The organism is Amycolatopsis arida (assembly GCF_900115565.1).
GTDB lineage: Bacteria > Actinomycetota > Actinomycetes > Mycobacteriales > Pseudonocardiaceae > Yuhushiella > Yuhushiella arida.
Genome location: NZ_FOWW01000015.1, coordinates 51,485 through 74,843 on the forward strand (window position 1 = coordinate 51,485; position 23,359 = coordinate 74,843).

At 73.7% G+C, this 23,359-nt stretch carries 23 protein-coding genes and 1 rRNA gene; 4 read left to right on the plus strand and 20 right to left on the minus strand.

What is annotated here, in order from left to right; genetic code table 11:
• Positions 1–11: 11 nt before the first annotated feature.
• Together BM051_RS27675 and BM051_RS27680 are read left to right on the plus strand one after the other, a co-directional pair.
• On the plus strand, positions 12–494 hold the full coding sequence (locus BM051_RS27675; protein WP_092536964.1) for a cation:proton antiporter regulatory subunit: 483 nt from the start codon (positions 12–14) through the stop codon (positions 492–494).
• 3 nt (positions 495–497) lie between these two features.
• Positions 498–1,691: a cation:proton antiporter gene (locus BM051_RS27680; RefSeq protein ID WP_092536881.1), complete on the plus strand. Its 1,194-nt coding sequence runs from the start codon at positions 498–500 to the stop codon at positions 1,689–1,691.
• A 4-nt stretch (positions 1,692–1,695) separates the two neighbouring features.
• Here the strand turns inward: BM051_RS27680 and BM051_RS27685 are convergent, their stop codons facing one another.
• The 6 genes from BM051_RS27685 to xerD all read right to left on the minus strand — a co-directional run bounded on the left by BM051_RS27685 (position 1,696) and on the right by xerD (position 6,835).
• The gene (locus BM051_RS27685; RefSeq protein ID WP_092536884.1) at positions 1,696–2,445 is read right to left on the minus strand and encodes a pseudouridine synthase; all 750 of its coding nucleotides are present in this window, start codon (positions 2,443–2,445) and stop codon (positions 1,696–1,698) included.
• The gene (scpB, locus tag BM051_RS27690; RefSeq protein ID WP_424923319.1) at positions 2,435–3,241 is read right to left on the minus strand and encodes an SMC-Scp complex subunit ScpB; all 807 of its coding nucleotides are present in this window, start codon (positions 3,239–3,241) and stop codon (positions 2,435–2,437) included. Before scpB ends, BM051_RS27685 begins: the two co-directional genes overlap by 11 nt.
• Before the next feature lie 233 nt (positions 3,242–3,474).
• Positions 3,475–4,347, minus strand: a complete 873-nt coding sequence (locus BM051_RS27695) for a segregation and condensation protein A (protein WP_092536887.1) — start codon at positions 4,345–4,347, stop codon at positions 3,475–3,477.
• Positions 4,348–4,767, minus strand: a complete 420-nt coding sequence (locus tag BM051_RS27700) for a cobyrinic acid a,c-diamide synthase (RefSeq protein ID WP_092536890.1) — start codon at positions 4,765–4,767, stop codon at positions 4,348–4,350.
• Positions 4,764–5,732, minus strand: a complete 969-nt coding sequence (locus BM051_RS27705; protein ID WP_092536893.1) for a ParA family protein — start codon at positions 5,730–5,732, stop codon at positions 4,764–4,766. The genes BM051_RS27700 and BM051_RS27705 overlap by 4 nt, the downstream gene beginning before the upstream one ends.
• A gap of 200 nt (positions 5,733–5,932) precedes the next feature.
• Positions 5,933–6,835, minus strand: coding sequence for a site-specific tyrosine recombinase XerD (xerD, locus tag BM051_RS27710; protein WP_166677881.1), 903 nt, complete (start codon positions 6,833–6,835; stop codon positions 5,933–5,935).
• Between the two features lie 93 nt (positions 6,836–6,928).
• Between xerD and BM051_RS27715 the strand changes: the two genes are divergently transcribed.
• A complete protein-coding gene (locus BM051_RS27715) occupies positions 6,929–7,432 on the plus strand; it encodes a DUF1707 domain-containing protein (RefSeq protein ID WP_092536896.1) in 504 nt (167 codons plus the stop codon).
• A 223-nt stretch (positions 7,433–7,655) separates the two neighbouring features.
• Here BM051_RS27715 and BM051_RS27720 read toward each other — a convergent pair whose 3' ends face one another.
• Both BM051_RS27720 and BM051_RS27725 read right to left on the minus strand, forming a co-directional pair.
• Positions 7,656–8,303 carry an NUDIX domain-containing protein gene (locus tag BM051_RS27720; RefSeq protein WP_092536899.1) on the minus strand — a complete coding sequence of 216 codons (648 nt, stop codon included), beginning with the start codon at positions 8,301–8,303 and terminating at the stop codon, positions 7,656–7,658.
• On the minus strand, positions 8,300–10,000 hold the full coding sequence (locus tag BM051_RS27725; RefSeq protein ID WP_092536902.1) for a CTP synthase: 1,701 nt from the start codon (positions 9,998–10,000) through the stop codon (positions 8,300–8,302). The genes BM051_RS27720 and BM051_RS27725 overlap by 4 nt, the downstream gene beginning before the upstream one ends.
• 150 nt (positions 10,001–10,150) lie before the next feature.
• Between BM051_RS27725 and aroA the strand changes: the two genes are divergently transcribed.
• Complete coding sequence (gene aroA / locus BM051_RS27730) at positions 10,151–11,404, plus strand: 3-phosphoshikimate 1-carboxyvinyltransferase (RefSeq protein ID WP_177217017.1); 1,254 nt, start codon at positions 10,151–10,153, stop codon at positions 11,402–11,404.
• A gap of 116 nt (positions 11,405–11,520) precedes the next feature.
• On the opposite strand, the gene BM051_RS27735 is transcribed toward aroA, so the two are convergent.
• The 12 genes from BM051_RS27735 to rrf form a co-directional block, all read right to left on the minus strand.
• Positions 11,521–11,859, minus strand: a complete 339-nt coding sequence (locus BM051_RS27735) for a MarR family winged helix-turn-helix transcriptional regulator (RefSeq protein ID WP_243859896.1) — start codon at positions 11,857–11,859, stop codon at positions 11,521–11,523.
• A 98-nt stretch (positions 11,860–11,957) separates the two neighbouring features.
• Positions 11,958–12,338, minus strand: a complete 381-nt coding sequence (locus BM051_RS27740) for a hypothetical protein (RefSeq protein WP_092536911.1) — start codon at positions 12,336–12,338, stop codon at positions 11,958–11,960.
• A gap of 151 nt (positions 12,339–12,489) precedes the next feature.
• Positions 12,490–13,437 carry a copper transporter gene (locus tag BM051_RS27745; protein ID WP_092536914.1) on the minus strand — a complete coding sequence of 316 codons (948 nt, stop codon included), beginning with the start codon at positions 13,435–13,437 and terminating at the stop codon, positions 12,490–12,492.
• Positions 13,434–14,618, minus strand: coding sequence for a putative cytokinetic ring protein SteA (gene steA / locus BM051_RS27750; RefSeq protein WP_092536917.1), 1,185 nt, complete (start codon positions 14,616–14,618; stop codon positions 13,434–13,436). The genes BM051_RS27745 and steA overlap by 4 nt, the downstream gene beginning before the upstream one ends.
• 85 nt (positions 14,619–14,703) lie before the next feature.
• Positions 14,704–16,494, minus strand: coding sequence for a DNA repair protein RecN (gene recN, locus BM051_RS27755; protein ID WP_092536920.1), 1,791 nt, complete (start codon positions 16,492–16,494; stop codon positions 14,704–14,706).
• 104 nt (positions 16,495–16,598) lie between these two features.
• Positions 16,599–17,525 carry an NAD kinase gene (locus tag BM051_RS27760; protein WP_092536923.1) on the minus strand — a complete coding sequence of 309 codons (927 nt, stop codon included), beginning with the start codon at positions 17,523–17,525 and terminating at the stop codon, positions 16,599–16,601.
• Positions 17,522–18,337, minus strand: a complete 816-nt coding sequence (locus BM051_RS27765; RefSeq protein ID WP_092536926.1) for a TlyA family RNA methyltransferase — start codon at positions 18,335–18,337, stop codon at positions 17,522–17,524. The genes BM051_RS27760 and BM051_RS27765 overlap by 4 nt, the downstream gene beginning before the upstream one ends.
• 3 nt (positions 18,338–18,340) lie before the next feature.
• On the minus strand, positions 18,341–18,523 hold the full coding sequence (locus tag BM051_RS27770) for a hypothetical protein (protein WP_166677880.1): 183 nt from the start codon (positions 18,521–18,523) through the stop codon (positions 18,341–18,343).
• Between the two features lie 59 nt (positions 18,524–18,582).
• Entirely contained in the window at positions 18,583–19,590 is a 1,008-nt protein-coding gene (locus tag BM051_RS27775) for an HAD-IIA family hydrolase (protein ID WP_092536932.1), read from the minus strand.
• Entirely contained in the window at positions 19,587–21,572 is a 1,986-nt protein-coding gene (locus BM051_RS30195; RefSeq protein WP_243859895.1) for a hypothetical protein, read from the minus strand. Before BM051_RS30195 ends, BM051_RS27775 begins: the two co-directional genes overlap by 4 nt.
• Positions 21,573–21,832: 260 nt before the next feature.
• Positions 21,833–22,618: a hypothetical protein gene (locus tag BM051_RS29320; protein ID WP_166677875.1), complete on the minus strand. Its 786-nt coding sequence runs from the start codon at positions 22,616–22,618 to the stop codon at positions 21,833–21,835.
• Positions 22,619–23,116: 498 nt separating this feature from the next.
• A 5S ribosomal RNA gene (gene rrf, locus BM051_RS27790) occupies positions 23,117–23,233 on the minus strand.
• Positions 23,234–23,359 lie beyond the last annotated feature (126 nt).

Here is a 23,359-nt window from a genome sequence, read left to right on the forward strand (position 1 = left end):
TCGTGGACGGCGTGAACGTCGAAGTGACCCCGTTGCCGGGGATCGGGGTCCGCAAGGACTTCGTGCTGCGCAACGGCCGCCGGATCGGGGTGGTCACCCACCGGGACGGGCAGCTCGAGCTGATCGTGTCGAAGTCCGACGACCCCGACGCCTGTGCCGCGTCGCTGCCGCTGACCGCCGACGAGGCGGGCGCGCTGGCGAACCTGCTCGGCGCTCCGCAGCTGGTCGCCCAGCTGGTCGAGGAGCAGCGGGACCTGCCGGGGATCAACACCCGGCAGCTGCCCATCCTGTCCGGCACGCCCTACGACGGCCGCACCCTCGGCGACACCGCCATGCGCACCCGCACCGGGGCGTCGGTGGTCGCGGTGATGCGGGCCGGCCAGGTCACCCCCTCCCCCACCCCTGACTTCACCTTCACCGGTGGCGACCTGCTCGTGGCGGTCGGCACGGCGGAGGGGCTCGACGCCGCCGCCAAGATCCTCAAGAACGGCTGAGGTGTGGAGCACTCGGCACTCGTCCTGATCGAGCTCGGCGCGGTCTTCTTCGCCCTCGGTGCGCTGGGTCGGCTGGCCAGCCGGTTCGGCATGTCGCCCATCCCGCTGTACCTGCTCGGCGGGCTGGCCTTCGGTCAGGGTGGGCTGCTCCCGCTCGGCGACATCGGGCAGTTCACCTCGATCGCCAGCGAGATCGGCGTCGTGCTGCTGCTGTTGCTGCTCGGCCTGGAGTACTCGGCCGCGGAGCTCGTCACCGGGATGAAGCGGTCGTGGACGGCCGGGCTGGTCGACATCGTGCTCAACGCCGCGCCCGGCGCCGCGGTCGCGCTGCTGCTCGGCTGGGGGCCGGTCGGCGCGCTGGTGATGGGCGGGGTCACCTACATCTCGTCGTCCGGGATCATCGCCAAGGTGCTCGGCGACCTCGGCCGGCTGGGCAACCGGGAGACGCCGGTGGTGCTGTCGATCCTGGTGTTCGAGGACCTGGTGATGGCGCTGTACCTGCCGATCCTCACCGCGGTGCTGGGCGGCATCAGCTTCCTCGGCGGGTTGCAGGCGGTCGGCATCTCGCTGGCCGTCATCACCGTGGTGCTGGTGGTCGCGCTGCGGTACGGGCGCTACGTGTCCGCCGTCGTGGACAGCGCCGACCGGGAGGTGTTCCTGCTCAAGGTGTTCGGCGCGGCGCTGCTGGTGGCCGGGGTCGCCTCGGCGATGCAGGTGTCCGCGGCGGTCGGCGCGTTCCTGCTGGGCATCGCGATCTCCGGGTCGACCGCGGAGAACGCCACCCGGCTGCTGGAGCCGCTGCGCGACCTGTTCGCTGCGATCTTCTTCGTCGTGTTCGGGCTGAACACCGACCCGCGGTCGATCCCGCCGGTGCTGGTGTGGGCGATCGTGCTCGCCGTGGTCACGACGCTGACCAAGGTCGGCACCGGCTGGTGGGCGGCGCGCCGGCAGGGCATCGCCCTGCTCGGCAGGGCCAGGGCCGGCGCGGCGCTCGTCGCCCGCGGCGAGTTCTCCATCATCATCGCCGGGTTGGCGGTCGCGGCCGGCGCCGTCGAGGGTGAGCTCGCCGCACTGGCCACCGCGTACGTGCTGCTGATGGCGATCCTCGGCCCGACGGCGGCCCGCGTCGTGGAGCCGATCGCGAGGGCGTTGCGGCCGATCCGGTCCCGGGCGCTGCCCAGCGGCGTGTCGCCCTGACCGGCTACAGGTCGACGGCGCGGTGGAGCGCGCCGACCTCCTCGCGGGTGAGCGGCCGCACACTCCCCGGCCGGGCACTGCCCAGCTGGACGCCGTCGACGGCGGTGCGTACCAGCTTGCGCACCGGGTGCCCCACCTCGGCCAGTAGCCGCCGCACGATGTGCTTGCGACCCTCGTGCAGCACGATCTCCACCAGTGAGCGGCCGGGGCGACTGTCCTTGACCCGGAACTCGTCGGCGACCACCGGGCCGTCGGCGAGTCGCACCCCCGCCCGTAGTCGACGGCCGAGCCCGCGCGGGACCGTGCCCTCCACCTCGGCGAGGTAGGTCTTGAGGACGTGGAACGACGGGTGCATCAGCCGGTGGGCGAGCTCCCCGTCGTTGGTGAGCAGCAGCAGGCCCTCGGTGTCGGCGTCCAGTCGGCCGACGTGGAAAACACGAGCGCAGCCGTCCGACAGGTGCTGCCGCACGTAGTCGCCGACGCACGGCCGGCCCTGGTCGTCGGTCATGGTGCTGTGCACGCCGCGCGGCTTGTTCAGTGCCAGGTACACCAGGTCCTCGCGGACCACGACCCGGGTGCCGTCGACGTGGATCACCACGCGGTCGGGGTCGACCCGCCGGCCGAGCTCGCGCACGACACTGCCGTCGACGCTCACCCGGCCCTGGGCGATCAGCTCCTCGGCGGCGCGCCGGGACGCCACCCCGGCCTTGGCGAGCACCTTCTGCAGCCGGACACCCTCGCCGTCAGATGTCATCGATCGAGTCCACCTCCGGCAGCAGTGGCGCGATCGGGGGCAGATCGTTCAGCGACGACAGCCCCAGCCGCTCCAGGAACAGCTCCGTGGTGACGTACAGGGTGCCACCGGTCTCGGGGTCGCTGCCGGCCTCCTCGATGAGGCCGCGGGCCAGCAGCGTGCGGATCACCCCGTCCACGTTCACCCCCCGCACGGCGGCCACCCGGGACCGGGTCACCGGCTGCCGGTAGGCGATCACCGCCAGCGTCTCCAGGGCGGCCCTGGTCAGCTTCGAGCGCTGCCCGTCCAGCAACAGCTTCTCCACGAAGGGGGCGTAGGTGTCCCGGGTGAAGAACCGCCAGCCCTCGCCGACCCGGCGCAGGTCGATGCCGCTGCCCTGGTCGTTCAGGTCCTCGGCCATGGTTCGCAGCATCTCGGTGACCCGGTCCACCGGCTGGTCGAGGGCGCCGGCCAGGGACTCCTCACTGGCCGGGGAGTCCACCACCAGCAGCAGCGCCTCCAGCGCCGAGCGGAGTGCCGCGTCCCTGGTGAGGTCGGGCCGACTGCCCTCGGTGTCCACCGCCACCAGGTCGTCCTGGTTCTCCTGGTCGTCCTCGCCGATCGCCTCGTCCCCGATCGCCTCGTCCCCGGTGGCCCCGTCCTCGTCGGGTGCGTCGACGTCGAGCGCCGCCAGTCCGCCGAGCCCGGACGTCGGCGCCACGTCCGGCGCGGCCGGCTCGCGCCGCTCGCCCCGGTCCGGCACCGGCGGGGCGGGCGCCTCGCCGACCTCCGGCCGCGCGGTGCCCGCGTCCCGCACCGGCGGGGCAGCGGAATCGTCGGTGCCCGGCGGCGGAGCGCCCTCGTCCGGCTCCGACGGAGCGGCCGGGTCGCCGGTCGCCGGCGGTGAGGTGTCCGCGTCCGGTGCCGGGTCGGCCGGCTCACCCTGGTCCGGGGCCGACGCGGCGGGCGGTTCGGCCTGGTCCTGACCGGAACCGCCCGGCTCGTCCACGTCCACCGCGTCGGGCTCGGCGCGGTGGGTATCGCTGTTCGTCACCCGTACTCCTCGTCGTCCGCCACCGCGGCCCGGTCCCGTTCGGCGGCCGCGGTGGCCTCGTCGACGGATCCGCCCGTCCACCGGACGTGCAGCTCCGCCAAGGCCTCCGCCTGGTCGAACGCCACCGTCGACTCGCGGTAGAGATCCAGCAGCGCCAGGAACCGGGCCACCACCTCGATGGTGTGCGCGCAGTCGGTGATCAACTCCCGGAAGCTGGCACTGCCCCGCTCGGCCAGCCGCACCCGCAGCACCGCCGCGTGCTCGCGCACGGACACCGTGCCGGCGTGCAGGTGATCCAACGACACCGTGGGCGGCGGCTTCGGTCGGAACACCGCCAGCGCGATCTCGGCGAACCGGTCCTGGTCGACGCCGAGCATCACCTCGGGCAGCAACCCGGCGTAGCGCTCCTCGAGCGCCACCGACCGCGGGTAGCGGCGCAGCGCGCTCGCCTCGAGCTCGCCGAACAGCGCCGCCACCTGCTTGTAGGCACGGTACTGCAGCACCCTGGCGAAGAGCAGGTCCCTCGCTTCCAGCAGCGCCAGGTCGTCCTCGTCCTCCACCTCCGCCGACGGCAGCAGCCGCGCGGCCTTGAGGTCGAGCAGGGTCGCCGCGATGACCAGGAACTCGGTGGTCTCGTCGAGGTCCCACTCGGCGCCCAGCGCGCGTGTGTAGGCGATGAAGTCGTCGGTGACCTGGTGCAGCGCCACCTCGGTGACGTCGAGCTGGTGCTGGGAGATCAGCTGCAGCAGCAGGTCGAACGGGCCCTCGAAATTGGCGAGCCGGACCTTGAACCGGACCGACGAGCCCTCCTCGGCGGCCGGTGGCTCCGCCGCGCCGGGCTCCGCGACCGGCTCCGGCTGGTGCTCCATCTAGCCGGTGGCTTCCTCGACCCCGCCGGGCTCGTCGACATCGGCGCGCAGCCGCTGCACCAGGATGGAGTCCTCGCCGTGCTCCTCGAAGTCGGCGAGCAGGACCGCGACGGCCTCGCGCACCAGCCGGCCGCGGTCCACCGCCAGCTCGTGGCTGGCCCGCAGCGCGAGCCGGGCCTGCTCCATCGCGACCAGCTCCTCGCTGGACACGTACACCGTGATCTTGGCGTCGTGCTTCTGCCGCCCGGAGCCGCGGCGCGGGGCCGCGCCGACCCTGGACAGTCTCCGGTCGCCGGAACCGTCGCCGTTCCCGTGGCTCCCGGTGCCGTTGCCGGCGGACCGGTCGGGTTGGTCGAGGGCCGGGCTGCTGGTGCGGCGGAACAGCTCCGACGCACCCGGTAGGGACGCGCGCCTGCTCACCGGGCGATCACCTCGCGGGCCAGCGCGCGGTACGCGGTCGCGCCGGCCGACTTGGGAGCCCACCGCGTGATCGGCTCGCCGGCCACGGTGGTCTCGGGGAATCGCACGGTGCGGTTGATCACCGTGTCGAACACGGTGTCACCGAATGCCTCCACCACGCGGGCCATGACCTCCTTCGAGTGCAGGGTTCTCGGATCGAACATGGTGGCGAGAATCCCGGTGATATCGAGTTTGGGGTTGAGCCGCTCGCGCACCTTCTCGATGGTGTCGATCAGCAACGCCACGCCGCGCAGGCTGAAGAACTCGCACTCCAGCGGGATGATCACACCGTCGGCGGCGGTCAACGCGTTGACGGTGAGCAGCCCGAGCGACGGCTGGCAGTCCACCAGAACATAGTCGTAGTCGTCCATCACCGGGCGCAGCACCCTCAACAACGTGTGCTCCCGGCCGACCTCGGCCACCAGCTGCACCTCGGCGGCGGACAGGTCGATGTTGCTCGGCAGCAGGTCGACCCCCTCCACCCGGGTCTTCCGGATGACGTCGGCGACCTGCACCGACCGCTCCATGATCACGTTGTAGACGGTCTGCTCCAGCTCGTGCGGCTGGATGCCGAGCCCGACCGACAGCGCACCCTGCGGGTCGAAGTCCACCAGCAGCACCCTGCGGCCACACTCGGCCAGCGCCGCGCCCAGGTTGATCGTCGAGGTGGTCTTGCCGACGCCGCCCTTCTGGTTGCACATGGCCACGACCTTGGCCGGGCCGTGCTTGTCCAGCGGTGGCGGCTCGGGCAGCTCCCGGATGGGCCGGCCGGTGGGGCCGAGCCTGGGTTTGCCGTTGTTGCGCGCGCCCCGCCTGGCGCCGCGCGCGGGCGCGCTCGACTCCCCGGAAAGGCCGGTCTCGGTCGCGATACCCGCCTCGCTCGGGCCCGCCACGGCGGGCACCGCCGGTTGCTCGGAAGTCGACATCGGACGAAGGCTCCTCGTTCGGCTGTTGCTCGTGCCGAATACGCACTGACGCCGGCAGCCTATGTGGGCAGGTCGTACAGCGGCAAAGCGGCTCGCCGAGCGCCGGACCAGTGATGTTGGGCGGAGTTCGGGGCGCCGCGCGGGTGGGCCGCACCCGGCCGATCACCCGCGGTGACAGCCCGCGCCGACGCGCCGCTCGGTCAGGCGAGGGCACGCGGGTGGGCGGTGGCGTAGACCTCGCGCAGGGTGTTCACGGTGACCAGGGTGTAAACCTGAGTGGTGGTCACCGAGGCGTGCCCGAGCAGCTCCTGCACCACCCGCACGTCGGCGCCACCCTCCAGCAGGTGCGTGGCGAACGAGTGCCGCAGCGTGTGCGGCGAGACGGCGGCGGTGATCCCGGCCCGCTCGGCACTGGTCTTGAGCACCTGCCACGCGCTCTGCCGGGACAGCCGGCCACCCCTGGCGTTGAGGAACACCGCCGGGCTGCCCCGCCCGTGCCGGGCCAGCGCGGGGCGGGCCCGCACCAGGTACGCGTGCAGCGCGGCCACCGCGGGCCGGCCGACCGGCACCAGGCGCTGTTTGCCTCCCTTGCCGTCGAGCAGCACGGTGCGCTCGGTGTCGTCGATGTCGTCCAGGTCGAGCCCCACGGCCTCGGAGATCCGGGCGCCGGTGGAGTACAGCAGCTCCAGCAGGGCCCGGTCGCGCAGTGCGCGTGCGTCGTCGCCGGCCGGCACCTCCAGCAGGCGCAGCACGTCGTCCACCGGCAGCGCCTTCGGCAGCCGCCGGGCCGCCGCCGGCGGGCGCACGTCCCGCGCCGGGTCGTCGTCGACGATGCCCTCGGACCGGGCGAACCGGTGTAGCCCGCGGACGGCCACCAGCGCGCGGGCGGCGGAGGAGGCGGCCAGCGGCCGGTGCTCGCCGTCGCCCTCGCGCAGCGCCACGCCGAACGCCGCGACCCGCTCCAGCGTGATGTCGGCGAACGCGGTCACCCCCACCGTGGCCAGGTAGCCGCGGTAGCGGCGCAGGTCGCGGGCATAGCTGTCCAGGGTGTTGCGCGCGGTGCCGCGCTCCACGGTCAGGTGGTCGAGATAGGCGGCGACCACCTCGCCCACCGTCGCGCCGACCGCCGTTGCCACGAGCACACTCTAGGCAACTCGGCGCGTGGACGGGCAGGTCTCATTCGCTAACCTGAAGGAATGGCGACACCACCGGATCCGGACACGTTGCGCATCGGGACCGCGGAACGCGAGGAGGCCACCCGTGTCCTCGGCCAGCACTTCGCCGACGGTCGGCTGTCCACCGAGGAGTACGAGACCCGGGTGACCGCCGCGGTCCAGGCCAACACCCGGGCCGACCTGCGCACGCTGTTCGAGGATCTGCCCACGCCGCACCCGGCGTTCCTGCTCCCGCCGCAGCCGCCGGTGTGGGCTCCGCCCGCGGTGTCCCAGCCACCGGCATACCGCCAGGGCGCGGTGGTCGGCCCGCCGTCGGAACGGTCGAAGATCGTCGCCGGGGTGCTGCAGATCGTGTTGCCGTTCGGGGTCGGCCGGTTCTACACCGGGCACACCAAAATGGCCGTGGCGCAGCTGCTGGTCACCTTCTTCACCTTCGGCGTCGGCGCGATCTGGCCGTTCATCGACGGCATCCTGCTGCTGGTCAACGGCGGCACCGACCCGCAGGGCCGCCCGCTGCGCGGCTGACCCTACGGCCACGGTCGGTCCCGCCAGTCCGGTGCATCCCGTGTGAATTGCGGCGTCCCGGGGTTTGTGGTCCCCACCCCGAAGCTCGATTGTGTCGACGGTCGGGGGCACCGTGACAAGGCGGGAAAGAGTGCCTTGACAGTCGCTCCCCAACGTGGAGCTCGCGCTTCCGAACGAAGATCTCGCCGTTTCGAATGTGCGGCAAGCAGGCACGGCACGCCGGCTACCTGGCCTGCTCGGCCTCCAGCCGGGCGGCGAAGGCCCGCGGGCGGTCCGGCCACGGCGCGTCCGCGGGGCGTGCCTCGGCGGCGCCGGAGAGCACGGCGTGCGCGGCGAGCACCCCGCCGACGGTCGCGGCGTTGACCAGCTCGCCGGCCAGCGCCATCCGCACCGCCTCGGCCAGCGGCACCTTCCGGACCACCAGGTCGGCCTCCTCCTCACCCATGGCGCGCCGGTCCACCGGGTAGAGGTCACGGGCCAGGTAGACTCGGCCGACCTCGTCGGTGAACCCGGGCGAGGCGGCCACGTCGACGAGTGTGGCCCACTCGCGGGCACCGAGCCCGGTCTCCTCGGCCAGCTCCCGCGCGGCCGCCGCCACCGGGTCCTCCCCCGGCTGGTCGAGCAGCCCCGCCGGCAACTCCCACAGCCGCCGGCCGATCGGGTGCCGGTACTGGTGGATCAGGGTGATCTCGCCGTCCGCGTCGACCGCGGCCACCACCACGGCGCCCAGGTGCTCGACCACCTCGCGCCGGGCGGTACCGCCGCCCGGCATCACCACCTCGTCGACCCGCAGGCCCACCACGCGTCCGATGTGGACATCGGTGGAGGCGGCCACCCGGAACTCGTGCCTGCCGGGCTGCTGCCCCGTCACTTGGCGGCCACCGTCGTCTCCGGCAACTCCACCGGTAGCCGGTCGGCGGTGCGGTAGGCCACGACCGCCCGGATGAACGCGTCGAACAGTGGGTGCGGCCGGGTGGGTCGGCTCTTCAGCTCCGGGTGCGCCTGCGTGCCGACGAAGAACGCGTGCTTGTCCCTGGGCAGCTCGACGAACTCCACCAGCCGGTCGTCCGGTGAGGTGCCGGAGAACAAAAGGCCCGCCTCGCTGAGCCGCTTGCGATAGGCGTTGTTGACCTCGTAGCGGTGTCGGTGCCGCTCGGAGACCTCACGGGCGCCGTAGGCGGTGGCGACCTGCGAGCCGGGCACCAGCTTGGCCGGGTAGGCGCCGAGCCGCATGGTGCCGCCCATGTCGCGCTCGCCGGCCACCACGTCGCGCTGGTCGGCCATCGTGGAGATCACCGGGTGGGGGGTGTCCTCGGCGAACTCGGCGGAGTTGGCGCCCGCGAGTCCGGCGAGGTTGCGGGCCACCTCGATCACCATGCACTGCAGGCCGAGGCACAGGCCGAGCACCGGGATGCCACGGGTGCGGGCGAAGTGGATGGCACCCACCTTGCCCTCGATGCCGCGCACGCCGAACCCACCCGGGATCAGGATTCCGTCCACAGCGGACAGTACGGCGGCGGCGCCGGCCGGCGTGGTGGCCTCGTCGGAGGGCACCCAGACGATCTCCACCTTGGCGCGGTGGGCGAACCCGCCGGCCCGCAGCGCCTCGGTCACCGAGAGGTAGGCGTCCGGCAGGTCGATGTACTTGCCGACCACGGCCACCCGGACGGTCTCGGCCGGGTTGTGCACCCGGTCGAGCAGGTCGCCCCACACCGTCCAGTCAACGTCCCGGAAGGGCAGGCCGAGCCGGCGCACCACGTAGGCGTCGAGCCCCTCGCGGTGCAGCACCTTCGGGATGTCGTAGATGGACGGAGCGTCCGGGCAGGCGATCACCGCCTCGGTCTCCACGTCGCACATCAGCCCGATCTTGCGCTTGAGATCGGCCGGGAGGTCGCGGTCGGCCCGGCAGACGAGCGCGTCGGGCTGGATGCCGATGTTGCGCAGCGCCGCGACGGAGTGCTGGGTGGGCTTGGTCTTCAGCTCGCCGGAGGGGGCGAGGTAGGGCACCAGCGAGACGTGCAGGAAGAAGCAGTTGTCCCGACCGACGTCGTGCCGAACCTGGCGGCAGGCCTCCAGGAACGGCAGCGACTCGATGTCGCCGACCGTGCCACCGACCTCGGTGATCACCACGTCGGGCCGGTGCCCGGTGCCGTCGGACTCGGCCAGGCCGAGGATCCGCGCCTTGATCTCGTCGGTGATGTGCGGGATCACCTGGACGGTGTCGCCGAGGTACTCGCCGCGCCGTTCCTTGGCGATGACCGCCGAGTAGACCTGGCCGGTGGTGACGTTGGCCGAGCCGGCGAGGTTGCGGTCGAGGAAGCGCTCGTAGTGGCCGATGTCGAGGTCGGTCTCGGCGCCGTCCTCGGTGACGAAGACCTCGCCGTGCTGGAACGGGTTCATCGTCCCGGGGTCGACGTTGAGGTACGGGTCGAGCTTCTGCATCGTGACCCGAAGACCACGCGCGGTGAGGAGCTGACCCAGGCTGGACGCCGTCAGCCCCTTACCCAGAGAGGAGGCGACGCCCCCGGTGACGAATACGTACTTGGTTGTCCGCGGCTGAAGTCCCACGGGCTTCCACCTTATCGCACGGCGCCCCGGGCGCTCGTTAGCCTTCCCGGCATAGTTCGATGGTGTCGTGTTCCCGGGTCTCCGGGCACCCGACGGAAGGTGAGCGCCGTGTCCCAGCCGACCACGCAGGAGAGCACCTGGACCGCACCGATGGCGGCCGCGCCGGTCAACGCGACGGTGCGGGTGCCCGGGTCCAAGTCGATCACCAACCGGGCGTACGTGCTCGCCGCGCTGGCGACCGGCCCGGTGCTGGTGCGGGCGCCGCTGGACTCTCGGGACGCCCGGCTCATGCTGGGCGCGCTCGCCGCGCTGGGTGGGCGCGCCGAGGCCGTCGCGGACGGCGTGCTGGTGCACCCGGTCACCCCCGGTGACGGTGAGGAGGTCGAGGTGGCGCTGGGCAACGCCGGCACGGTCGCCCGGTTCACACCGGCGCTGGCCGCGTTGGGGACCAGGACCGTCCACTTCGACGGTGACCCGGCGATCCGCCGGCGCCCGGTCGCGCCGTTGCTGCGGGCGCTGGTCGATCTGGGCGCGGAGATCGACGACGGGGGCCGGGGCGCGCCGCCGTTCGCGGTGCGCGGGCGGGGCGGGCTGCGCGGCGGGCCGGTGGAGTTGGACTCGTCGGCGTCCAGCCAGTTCCTGTCGGCGCTGCTGCTGGCGGCGCCGGCGTTCGCGGAGGGGGTCACCGTGCGGCTGGTCGGGGATGCGCCGCCGAGCGAGCCGCACATCGCGATGACACTGGACCTGCTACGGCGGTTCGGGGCGGCGCCGGAGCGGTCCGGGCGGGAGTTCCACGTCCCGCCGGGGCGGCTGGCGCGGGCCGAGTACACGGTGGAGCCCGACCTGTCCACGGCGGCGCCGTTCGTGGTGGCGCCGCTGGCGGTCGGAGGGAGCGTGCGGGTGGCCGGATGGCCGGAGGAGACCACGCAGCCGGGTGACTGGCTGCGCAGCCTGGTGCGGGAGCTCGGCGGGGAGGCGCGGCTGGACGGCGAGGGGCTGACGGTCACCGGCGGCGGGACGGTGCCGGCGGTGGAACTGGACCTGCACGAGGTCGGGGAGCTGACCCCGGTGGTCGCGGCGCTGCTGTGCTTCGCGGAGGGGCCGTCGCTGATCAGCGGGGTGGCGCACCTGCGGGGGCACGAGACCGATCGGCTGGCGGCGCTGGCGGCGGAACTGTCCGGGTTGGGTGCCCAGGTGACCGAGACCGCCGACGGGTTGCGCATCGTGCCGGCCCCGCTGCGCGGCGGCGTGTTCCACACCTATGACGACCACCGGCTGGTGATGGCCGGTGCCGTGCTGGGGTTGCGGGTGCCCGGCGTGCGGGTCGAGAACCCGGCCACGGTGGGCAAGACCTTCCCCGGCTTCGTCACCGCGTGGGAGTCCCTGTTCAGTAGCGCCGGCTGAACGGCATCCAGAGGAAACGCCTGGATCGCCTCGCGCTAGGTGTATGAGGGCTGGACGTTGCTCACGTGGCACCCGGTCCACCAGCCCTTCCACGCTGAGTGTGGCGTTGGAGTGGGTCATGCGTCCAACGCGTAGGACCGGTCGATCAGGTCCGTCATCGCTTGCTGGAAGTCGCGGCGCTGCTGCTCACTCCAGCCTTCCGTCAGCCGGTCGAAGACCTGCTCTTGCCAGTCATGAGCGTGCTCCAGCATGGTGTGGCCGGACGGGGTGACCGTCGCCTGGCGTCGTCGACCATCTGTCTCCGATGCTTGGATGGTCAGGTATCCAGCCTCTGCTGCGTTCTTGATCAGGCGCGATGCTCCGCTCTGGTCGATGCCGATCTCATGGGCGATGGCGTTGACCGTTGCCGCGATTCCTCGCCGAGCCAGGGAGTGGACAGCCTCGGTGACCAGCACGAGCCGGCCTTGCTCGGCACCCTTGTGGTCGCCGGCCGATGACCTACGCGACCAGTGTCGGACGAACGCGAACAGGACCTGTCCCGGCCCTGAGCTGCTCATTCGGTGGCCGCCATCTCGTGGCAGATGTAGGCCAGCTCGAGAGCTGACTTCAGATCAGCCAGGCGAAGAGCTGCAGTCACCTTCTCGCCGGTCACGCGGAACACCGTCGCTACCCGAGTGGGGGACTTGGTCTCCGGCCAGGTGGCATCCTCCTCCACGACCATGAGGCGGTCGCTGATGGGATGCCACGACCGCGGGACCAGTGTGATCCCCGACCGTTCCACCCAATCCGCGAACTGCTCGGGCGTGATCGGACCAGCGCCCTTCGGCCCCAGCACGACGACTGGATCACCGACAGCCCTCGCCGACCGCTCCAGGTCACCGTCGTTCACGCTTGAGTGCCACTCGTTGATGGCGGCTTCCAGTACTGACTCCACGACGGTAGTCTATGCGAAACGCATACACATCTCGACCTGGCGTCCGTCACCAACGTCCTACCCCGCAACAGCTAGACGCTCGCGAAAGCGGGGGACGCGGACCGCACGAACACGCACCGCGGACACGCGCGCAGAGCCTGAACCGCCCGGGTCAGCTGCCGTCGGTGGTGGCGCCGGGTGCCGGGCCCTGCGCGTTGCCGGCGACACCGTACCGACCCGAGCCGCCCTCGAGCTGTTCGCGAAGGGCCAGCACGGTGACCACCCGGCCGGCCGCGCTGTCCACGTTGTCCACGGTAGACAGGATTGACGTGGTCGCGGTGTCCGCGCGGGCGACCCCGATCGCGCCGGTGCCCTCCGCCGCGGCCGGGTTGCCGGTGAGCACCGTGCCGGCGCCCGAGCGGTCGAGCTGCGTGGCGAACCTCGCCAGGATCGCCGCCCGGTCCCCCGCGCCGTCCCCGGTGGCCTTGCCCCCGGTGAGCACCACCGCCAGCTGCGCCGGCTTCACGTTCTCGGCCGGCTTGACGAAACCGCCGTCGGTCAGCCCGCCCAGCGCGGCGGCGAGCTCCTCGGGCGAGGACTGCGGCCGCGCGCTCTCCTTGTCCACCAGTAACACCGACCCGAGCAGCGCACCGGCCAGTGTCCCGGGATCGCCCGCGGTCGGGAACTGTGCCCCGGCCGGCTGCAGCCGGGTGACCACCTCGCGCAGCTGGCCGGCTCGGTCCGGGTCGGTGAACGCCTCGGTCAGCTGCACCTCCCCGGTCACCGCCGCGCCCGACTGCTCCACCAGCCGCCGCAGCGCGTCCCGGTGGGCCGGGTCGGCGTCGGGCGTGGTCACCAGGACCACCGTCCGCTGGTCCAGCTGCCCGGCCACCACCTTGGGCCCGACGACACCGGCGAAGGCGTCCGCGTCCCGCAACCGGGCGTCCAGCGCGTTGCGTTCACTCTCCAGAGTGGACACCTGCGTCGCGAGGTCGCTCTTCTCCGAGGCCAGCCCGGACAGTAGCGAGCCGTTGAGGGCGGTCGAACCCAGCACGACGCCGACGGCCAGCGCCAGGAACACCGCCGCGACGGACACGATGTGGTACCGCAACGAGATCACTGAAAGAGCCCCTTCACCCAGATGACGAACGACTGCCAGGTGTCCCCGGCCCAGTCGAGGTAGACGACGCCGACGTCGGACACCAGCAGCGCCGCGACCACGACGGCGAGGGCGGCCAGCACCAGGAACACGATCGCCCCGAGCGACACCCGGCTCCGATGCAGGGTGGCGACCGCCTTGCCGTCGACGAGCTTGGTCCCCAACTTCAACCGGGTGAGGAAAGTGGACGGGTTCGACCCGGACCGGCCGTGGTCGAGGAACTCCCGCAACGTGGCCTGGAACCCGACGGTGATCACCAGGCTCGCCTCGTGCGCGTCGGCGATCAGCAGCGCCAGGTCCTCGGCGTTGCCGGACGCGGGAAAGGTCACCGCCCCGATCCCGAGGTCCTGGATACGTTCCACCCCCGGCGCGTGGCCGTCCGGTTGGGCCGGCACCACCACCTCGCCGCTGGCCTTGAGCGTGTCCGCATCGATCCCGTACGGGTCCCCCACCACGATGTCCGGCTGGTACCCGTGCGCGCGCAGCGTGTCCGCGCCCGCGTCGACGCCGACCAGCACCGGCCGGTGCTCGGCGATGTACTTGCGCAGCCGCCGCAGGTCCTCGACGTGGTCCTTGCCCGGTGCGACGACCAGCACGTGCCGGTCACGGACCGGCACCCGCACCTCGGGCACGCCCACACCGTCCAGGATCAACGTCCGTTCGCGACGGAGGAACTCGATGGTGTTCGCGGAGAACGCCTCGAGCTGCGTCGACATCCCAGCCTTCGCCTCGATCATCTGGTCGGCGACGCTGTCCGGCGTCTGCACCGTACCCGACGCGACCTGCCGGTCCCCCACGTAGAGGCAGCCCTCGTGCAGCCGCAGCCGGCTGCCGTCCCGGACCATGCGGAGCACCGCGGCCCCCACGTTGTCGACCAGCGGGATCCCGGCACCGACCAGGATCTCCGGGCCCAGGTTGGGGAAGCGGCCGGAGATCGACGGCGCCGCGTTCACCACCGCGGCGACCTCGGCGCTCACCAGCGCGTCGGCCGTCGCGCGGTCCAGGTCCACCTGGTCGAGCACCACGATGTCACCCGGCCCGATCCTGCGCAGCAGCTCCCGGGTGCGCCGGTCCACTCTGGCCACTCCGGTGATCCCGGGCAGCGCCTCGTTGTTGCGCGTGAGCAAGCCGGTGAGCTTCATGCCACCGATAGTGACAAACGGCCACCGGGCCGCGTGCTCGCCACGCCGGAGACGACCTGGTCTTTCCGCTCCGGCGGGCGACGGCTCAACGTCGCCGGCGCCGGCCTTCACCCGCCGGCGCGCCGCCGGCGGCGCGCTTGTCCGCCTCGGCCGCGGCCAGTAGCTCCTCGGCGTGCGCCCGGCCGGTCTCGGTCTCGGCCATCCCGGCCAGCATCCTGGCCAGCTCCTGCACCCGCTCATGCTGCTCGAGCACCCGCATCCCGCTGCGGGTGACGCCCTCCGCGGTGCCCTTGTCCACCACCAGGTGCCGGTCGGCGAACGCGGCGACCTGCGGCAGGTGGGTGACGACGAGCACCTGGTGGCTGCGCGCCAGCCGGGCGAGCCGCCGGCCGATCTCCACCGCGGCCCGACCGCCGACCCCCGCGTCGACCTCGTCGAACACCAGCGTCTGCACGGTGTCGGCGTGCGCGAGCACCACCTCGATGGCCAGCATCACCCTGGACAGCTCACCGCCCGAGGCGGCCTTGTGCACCGGCAGCGGCGGCGCCCCGGAGTGGGCCCGCAGCAGCAGCTCCACGTCGTCGACGCCATCCGGTCCCGCGTGCAGCAGTTCGCCGTGCACCCGCAACGCGTGCGGGTCACCCTCGTCGGTGGGTCGCCGGTGCACGGTGACCTGGATCTCGGCCTGCCCCATGGCCAGCCCGGCCAGCTCCGCGGTGATCGCCTCGGCCAGCTCGGTGGCGGCGATGGCCCGCGCGCCGGACACCCTGATCGCCAACCCGGCCAGCTCCTCGGCCAGCGCGTCGCGCCGCGCGGCGAGCTCGGCCAGCGCCTCCTCCGAGATGTCCATCGTGGACAGCCGCTGCCGGGCTTCCTCGGCCCAGGCCAGCACACCGTCCACATCGGCGGCGTACTTGCGGGTGAGCTTCTTCAGCTCGGCCTGCCGGGCGAGCACCCGCTCCAGGTGCTGCGGGTCGGCGTCGAGCTGCTCGAGGTAGCCGGCCAGCTCGCCGCCCACGTCGGCGATCAGGGCCTCGGCCTCGGCCAGCCGTGGCTCCAGCTCGCGCAGCACGGAGTCCTCGGCGCCGGACAGGCGGCGCCGGGCCTCGCCGACCGTGCCGAGCGCGCCGGGCGCGTCCGGGTCGCCGTCGGGCGCGCCGGACAGTGCCGCCTGCGCGGCGCCCGCGGCCGTGCGCAGCTCGTCGACCGCGGCCAGCCGCTTGATCTGCTCGGTGAGCTCGGCGTCCTCGCCGGGCGCCGGTTGGACCGCCTCGATCTCGGCAAGGCCGTGCCGCAGCAGGTCGGCCTGCTGGGCGAGCTCCCGGGACCGGGTGGTCCGTTCGGTGAGCTCGGTGACCGCGGCGAGCCACTCCGCACGCACCCGCCGGTACTCCGCCAGCGGCACGGCGACGTCGGCACCGGCGAACCGGTCGATCACCGCGCGTTGCTCGGCCGGGCGGAGCAGCCGGAGCTGGTCGTTCTGCCCGTGCACGGCGAGCAGCTGCTCGGACAGCTCGGCCAGCACGCCCACCGGCACCGAGCGCCCGCCCAGGTGCGCGCGGGACCGCCCGTCGGCGCCGACCGAACGCAGCGCGATGACACTGCCGTCGGTGTCGGTGTCGGCGCCGGCGTCGGCGATGATCTCCAACGCCCGCTCACCGGCGACGCCGGCGAACCGGCCCTCCACCGTGGCCTTCCCGGCCCCGGCGCGGACCTTGGACGCCTCGGCGCGGCCGCCGGACAGCAGGTGCAGCCCGGTGACGACCATGGTCTTGCCCGCACCGGTCTCCCCGGTGACCACGGTGAACCCCGGGTGCAGTTCGAGCAGGGCGTCCTCGATGACTCCGAGTCCCTGGATGCGCATCTCGGCCAGCACGCCCCCACCGTAGTCGCTCGACCCGACATCCCGCGTGCCTCACCACACCGAGCGGCCCGTTCGCGCCGGACACCCGACAAGGGGTCACCCGTTCGGCGGCACCGTCAGTCGCCGTTGCGGGCGTGCCGCTCGCGCCAGCTCTTCACCGGCAGGGAGAACTTGTGCACCAGCCGGTCGGTGAACGGGCCGTCCCACAGCCGGGCCAGCCGCACCGGCACCCGGCCGGACACCACCCGCACCCTGGCGCCGCGGGGCAGGTCGATGTGCCGCAGCCCGTCACAGGTGAGCACGGCGGGCGAGCCGTCGGGGTCGACCTCGACGGTGATCACCGAGTCGCGGGACACCACCAGCGGCCGGGAGAACATGGCGTGCGCGTTGCTCGGCACCACCAGCAGCGCCTCCACCTCCGGCCAGATCACCGGCCCGCCCGCGGAGAAGGCGTAGGCGGTGGAGCCGGTGGGGGTCGCGCACAGCACCCCGTCGCAGCCGAACGACGACACCGGCCGCCCGTCCACCGCGATCAGCGCGTCCAGGATGCGCTCCCGGGAGCTCTTCTCCACGCTGGCCTCGTTCAGCGCCCAGGTGCGCGCGACCAGCTGGCCGTCGACCGCCGCGGTGACGTCGATGGTCATCCGCTCCTCGATCCGGTACCGGCGCTCCACCACGCGCTGCACGGTGTCGGTGAGCGCGTCGGAGTCCGCCTCGGTGAGGAACCCGACCCGGCCGAGGTTGACGCCGAGCAGCGCGACACCGGCGGGCCGGGCCAGCTCGGCGGCACGCAGCAGGGTCCCGTCACCGCCGAGTACCAGCACCAGCTCGGTGCCGGCGGCGGGGTCGTCGTCAGGGGCGACGACGGTGCACGGCGCGCCCGCCCCGTTCGGGCCGATCAGGTCGCGCACGTCCGCGTCCACCACCCGCAACCCGATGCCGGCCTCCGCGAGCCGGGTGGCGACCTCGCGCGCCGCCGGGCGGGTGGTGTCGCGGTCCGGGTGCACGACGAGCAGCACCGCGCGCTGCGCGGTCTCGGTCACGACGGTCCCTCCTCAACGGCCGTGCGGACGAGCTGGTCGAGGTCGTCCCCGGCGGGCCCGCCGGCGTCTCGGCACAGCCAGGCGAAGTACTCGACGTTGCCCGCCGGACCGGGCAGCGGGCTGGCCACCACGCCGAGCGTGCGCAGCCCCAGCTCCGCCGCTCCGGCGAGCACGTCGCGCACGGCGGCGGCGCGCAGCTCCGGGTCACGGACCACCCCGCCGCCGCCCAGCCGCTCCCTGCCGACCTCGAACTGCGGCTTCACCATGGGCAGGAGGTCCGCGCCGGGCGCGACGCACGCGGTGAGCGCGGGCAGCACCAGGCGCAGGGAGATGAACGACAGGTCGGCGACGACGAGGTCGACCGGTCCGCCGAGGACGTCCGGGGTGAGGGTGCGGACGTTGGTCCGGTCCAGCACGACGACGCGGTCGTCGGTGCGCAGCCGCCAGTCCAGCAGGCCACGGCCGACGTCGGCGGCGACCACGGTGGCGGCTCCCGCGCGGAGCAGCACGTCGGTGAACCCGCCGGTGGAGGCGCCGGCGTCGAGGCACCGCCGCCCGGCGACGGTCAACCCCCTCGGCTCGAACTCGCGCAGCGCGCCGAGCAGCTTGTGCGCGCCGCGGGAGGCCCAGCCGGGGTCGTCGTCGGCCCTGACCACGATCGGGGCGTCGGGCTCCACGCCGGTGGCCGGTTTGTGGGCCACCATGCCGCGGACGGTGACCCTGCCCTCGGTGATCAGTGCGCTGGCGTGTTCCCTCGACCGGGCGAGTCCCCGGCGCACCAGCTCGGCGTCCAGGCGCGCCCTGCGCGGCATGGGTCAGACCTTGTCGATGCTGGACAGCGCCACGGTGAGCTCGGTGTGGACCGCGTCGAACCGTTCGACGTGCTCGACCAGCGGGAGCTCGTCCAGGTCGTCCAGCGCGGCGACCGCGTCGTCGATGCCGGCGCGCGGGTCGATGTCCTGCGGCTGGTCCGGTGCGCTCGGCGGCGGTGCGGGCACCGGCCGTGGCGCGGGTGGTGCGGGGTGGTCGTGTTCGGGCACGGTCCAACGCTATCCGATCAGCCCACCTTCAGGTCGACCAGCGCGGCCCGCGCGTGTTCGTCGGCCGGCTCCACCACGGTGACGCCGTGGTCCCACGCCGCGGCGCACAGCGCGCGGAGCAGGTCGAGCGGCTCCGCCCGGTCGCCGGCCGCGGCCACGGACAGCGCGGTGGTGCCGGGATCGACCCGCCAACCGGGCCGGGGGCCGATCTCCAGGTCCGCCGCGGGAGCGGTGAGCCCGGTGAGGTCCGCGGCGACGTAGCGGGGGCGCTGCTCGGGCGGCGCGGCGAGCAGCGCGGCGGGGGTGGCCACGCCGGTCAGCACGGCGAGCGCGGGGAACCCGGTGGCGACCGCGCCGGCGATGTCGGTGTCCAGCCGATCGCCGACCACGATCGGGTCGCGGGCGCCGACCGCGTCGGCGGCCAGCCGGAACAGCGGCGGCTCGGGCTTTCCGGCGACGACCGGCTCGGCCCCGGTGGCGGTGCGCAGCGCGGCGACGAAGGACCCGTTGCCAGGGAGCTGGCCGCGCTCGGTGGGGACGGTGGCGTCGAGGTTGCAGGCCACCCACAGTGCGCCGGCACGGATGGCGAGGCAGGCCTCGGCCAGGTCCGGCCACGCGGTCTCCTTGGAGTACCCCTGGATGACGGCGGCCACCTCGGGACCGGCGGCGCGGACCGGGGTGAGGCCCGTCGCCTTGACCTCGGCGGCGAGGGCGTCGGTGCCCACCACCAGCACCACGGCGCCGGCGGGCAGCCGGTCGCCGAGCAGCCGCGCGGCGGCCTGGGCACTGGTGCTGACCTCCGCCGGGTCGGCCCGCACGCCGAGCGCGCGGAGGTGGTCGGTCACCGCGTCGGGTGCCTTGGCCGCGTTGTTGGTGACGAAGCGCAGCGGCGTGCCGCGGCGGCGCAGCTCGTCGAGCACGTCCGTCGCGCCGGGGACGGGTGTGGCGCCGTGATAGACGGTGCCGTCGAGATCGAGCAGCACCGCGTCGTGGCGGTCGAGCAGCCGTTCGGTCGGGGAGGTCACCTCTGGTCGTCCCCGTGGTCCCGTTCTTCGTGGCCGTTCTTACGGCCGGTTTCGTGGTCGCTGCCGTGGTCGTCGCTGAGCTCGCCCGTCCGCTCGGACGCGTCGGTCTCCTCGTACTCGTCGGCCTCGGCGGCATGCAGGAACCAGCGCACCGCCTCCTCAATCCGGCCAGCGGCGGCGAGGTTGTCGGCGTAGGCGTAGAAGAGTCGAACGGCCCACGGCTCCCGGCGGCGGGCCGGTTCCAGGTCGGGGCCCTGCAGCGCCACCACGGCGGCGTCGAGTTGGCCGAGGTCACGGCGGGCACCCGCGGCGACGATGCGGAGCTCGACCTGGACGTCCTTGGGGAGGCGGGCGAGGTCGGCGTCGCGGGCGATGTCGAGGGCGCGCTCGGGCCGGCCGAGGGCGCGTTCCGCGTCGGCGATCACCGCGAGGTGGGCGTCGGTGTGGGTCATCCTGCGGACGGCGCGCAGCTCCGACAGCGCCTCGGCCCACTGGCCGGCATGGTAGGCGGTGAGCCCGACGGCCTCGCGGACACTGGGGATGCGGGAGGCGCGCCGCTTGGCGTACCGGGCGTGCTCGAGGGCCGTCTCGGGGTCCTCGTCGATGAGCTGCCCCGCGGCGACCAGGTGGCGGCCGACGCGCTCGGCGAGGTCCTTCGGCAGGCCGCGCAGTTCCCGGCGGACCTCCTCGTCGAGGTCGGTGTACTCGATGCCCTCCGGCAGCTCCGGCTCGGTGGGAGGCGCGCCGTCGGCGGTGTCACCGGTGGGCTGGCCCCGGCGTCCCGCGCGGTCCCGCGGCCGGCGCTCGGGCCGGCCGTCGCGCCGCTCGACGGGCGCGCTGCCACGGGCCCCGTCGGCGACGGTCGGGCCGTCCTCGTCACCGGGTCGTGTCACCTCCTCGGCGGCGTCATCGCCGGCCCAGGCGGTCCGGTCCGCGGTGGTCTCCGCCGCCCGCGCCGCGTCACCGTGCGGTGCGGCGCCCTCCGGCCGTGCCGGGTCACCCGGCTCGGCGGCTTCCGCCGGCACCACCTCATCGGGCGGGACGGTCCCCTCGGCCCGGACGGGCTCACCCGCCGGTGCCGCGGCCTCCCGCCGCGCGACATCTCCCGACGGCCCGTCACTCCCAGCCGGCTCCCCGCGGGACGGACTGCCCCCGGCCCGCACGGCGCCCGCGGCTGAGGCGGGAGCCTCGGACGGCGCGACGTCGTCCCCTGGCGCGGCGGTCTCGGCCGCCGGCGCCACCTCCCCGGGCGGGGTGGTGTCCCCGGCTCTGGTGTCCCCGGCCGGCGACGGGGCCCCGGAGCGCGCGGCATCTCCCGACGCGGCGGCGACCTCAGCCGGCTCTCCACCCGACAGGCTGCGCTCGGCCCGTGTGTTGTCCGCGGCTGAGGCGGTGGCCTCGGACCGCGCGACGTCTTCTCCCGGCGTGGCGGTCTCGGCGGCCGGCGACGGGGCCTCGGTCCGGGTGTCGGCGTCGGTCGGGGCGGTGTCCTCGTCCCGACGCGCGGCCTCGGTCGGGGTCGCGTCTCGAGTGGGCGCGGTGTCCGGAGCCGCGGTGGGGACGGTGCGTGGCTCGTCGCGCTCCGGCACGTCCCCTGGCTCTCCGGCCGGGGCGGTGCCGGTAGGCCGGTCGGCCGGGGCGCCGGCCTCGTCGCGGTCGGTGGGCGCTTCGGCCTCGGGCTGTTCGGGCCGTCGCCCAGGGCCGATCGGCGCGGGATGGTCGGGAGTCGCCGGCCCCAGCTCGTCGGCTGGCCCGCCTTCCGTGGTCAACGGCCGCGTCGGGGTCTCCTCGACGGAAGCCGTCTGGGTGTCCGCCGGCCTGGCGACGTGGGGCAGCCGCCCGTGATCGGTAACCCCGGCACGGTCCGTGGTGGGCTGCTCGGTCGCCTCCCCGGCCGGAGTTGCCGGAGCAGCCGTCGCGCCGGCCTCGTCGACGCTGTCGCTGTCCCGGGCGGCACGGGCCGACCAATCCCGTTCCGTCACCGCGGCACGGTCCGTGGTGCGCCCTTCGGCCGCCCCCTCGACCGACGTTGCCGGAGCAGTCGCGGCACCGGTCTCGTCGGCGGTGTGGCTCTCGCCGGCGCGGTCGGACCCGCGCCGCTCGTCCCGGGGCCGGCGGTCACCAGTAGGTTCCCCGAACCGGTCCGAGCGACCCTGCCGCTCCGCTCCGGCGCCCCGGCGGTCGCGGCGCGGTCGCTCCTCGCGATCGGGCGCGCCACGGGTGGCACGATCGTCACGCCGCCCTACCCACTGCTCCCGGTCGCGCGCCTGGCGCCGCCGGTCGTCCCGGTCGTCACGGCCCCGGGGTTCCCGGTCGTCGTCCTGGCGTCCTCCGCGCGCCCGATCGCCACGGCGGTCGTCCCAGCGGTCGCCCGATCGAGCGCCTCGCGGCCGGCCAGAGCCGGCGGAGTCGAACCCGCCCGACCGTTCGTCGCGCCAGCCTCCGCGCCGGTCCTTCCCCCGCTCGGAACGCTCGGCGCCGGGCCGCACGCCGCGATCGGCGTCGCGACCACCGCGGTCCCACCGTCCGGCCCGTTCCTCCCGCGGCCGGTCACCTCGGTCGTAGCCCCCCGAGGAGCGCCGATCGCCCGGCCGGTCTTGCCAACGGCCGCCGGAACGCTCCGACTGGCCACGGCCGCCGCGGTCGTACCCGCCGCCACGACGGTCGCCCCCACGATCCTGCCAACCACCACCGGAGCGCTCGCGCTGAGCACGATTGCCGCGGTCAGCCCCGCCACCGGAACGGCGAGCGTCACCACGGCCGTGCCCGCCGCCGGAACGACGCTCCTCTCCACGGTCCCGCCACGGACCTCCGGAACGCTCCGAACGAGAACGGCCGCCACGGTCGTCACGGTCCTCACCGCCTCCGGCGCGGCGATCATCCCAGCGGTCACCGGAGCGCCCCCGCTGAGGACGGTCACCACGGTCATACCCACCACGGGAACGGCGGTCCTGCCACGGATCACCGGAGCGTTCCAACCGGGAACCGCCGCGACGACGGTCGTCTCCGCCCCCGGCGCGACGATCATCCCAACCAACGGAACGCTCCCGCCGCGGGCGGTCGCCGCGGGCGTCACCACCGGGGCGACCGCGCTCGGAGCGGCCGGTTCCCCGGTCGTCACCGGGCCGATCGGAACGGTACCGATCCTGGCGGCGGTCGTCCCCGCGTCCAGCTCGATCCCGGTCGTCCCAGCGGTCTCGCCCGCGGTCGCCTCGAGCGGAGCCCTGCCGGGAGAAATCCCGCCGAACGGCGCCCCGCCCGCCGCGCCGAGCGTCGTCGGCCGACCGGTACTCACCGCCCCGACCGGAACGACCACCGCCGGGGTCCTCCCGCCGGCCCGAGTCGTCGCGGCGCGGCCGATCCGCCCCGCCCTCGTCCGCGGGGTCACGTCGACCGAACTCGGGCACCTGTCCTCCTTGGCACGCGACAACACTCTTTAGTAGACGGCCACATCGTGGGGTAAACATGCGAACGGCCCGCTGGGGGGCCGTGGTGGCTGCCCAGCGGGCCGTTCGGTGGGGTTGTTGTTCGGCGGTGTCCTACTCTCCCACACCCCTTCGGGTGCAGTACCATCGGCGCTGGCAGGCTTAGCTTCCGGGTTCGGAATGGGTCCGGGCGTGGCCCTGCCGCTATGACCACCGAAACACCTTGTCACACACCCACTGTTTTATAGTGTGGTGTGGTGTTTCAGAGTTGTAGAGTGGACGCGAAGCATGTTTGTGGGCAAGTCCTCGGCCTATTAGTACCAGTCAACTCGAGAACACATTGC

Bases quoted from the DNA above. Each gene is read 5' to 3' on its own strand.
- BM051_RS27685 (WP_092536884.1), bottom strand. From the start codon at position 2,445: ATGACATCTGACGGCGAGGGTGTCCGGCTGCAGAAGGTGCTCGCCAAG.
- BM051_RS27695 (WP_092536887.1), bottom strand. From the start codon at position 4,347: ATGGAGCACCAGCCGGAGCCGGTCGCGGAGCCCGGCGCGGCGGAGCCA.
- BM051_RS27705 (WP_092536893.1), bottom strand. From the start codon at position 5,732: ATGTCGACTTCCGAGCAACCGGCGGTGCCCGCCGTGGCGGGCCCGAGC.
- BM051_RS27715 (WP_092536896.1), top strand. From the start codon at position 6,929: ATGGCGACACCACCGGATCCGGACACGTTGCGCATCGGGACCGCGGAA.
- aroA (WP_177217017.1), top strand. From the start codon at position 10,151: ATGGCGGCCGCGCCGGTCAACGCGACGGTGCGGGTGCCCGGGTCCAAG.
- steA (WP_092536917.1), bottom strand. From the start codon at position 14,618: ATGAAGCTCACCGGCTTGCTCACGCGCAACAACGAGGCGCTGCCCGGG.
- BM051_RS27765 (WP_092536926.1), bottom strand. From the start codon at position 18,337: ATGCCGCGCAGGGCGCGCCTGGACGCCGAGCTGGTGCGCCGGGGACTC.
- BM051_RS29320 (WP_166677875.1), bottom strand. From the start codon at position 22,618: ATGATCGTCGCGCCGGGGGCGGAGACGACCGTCGTCGCGGCGGTTCCC.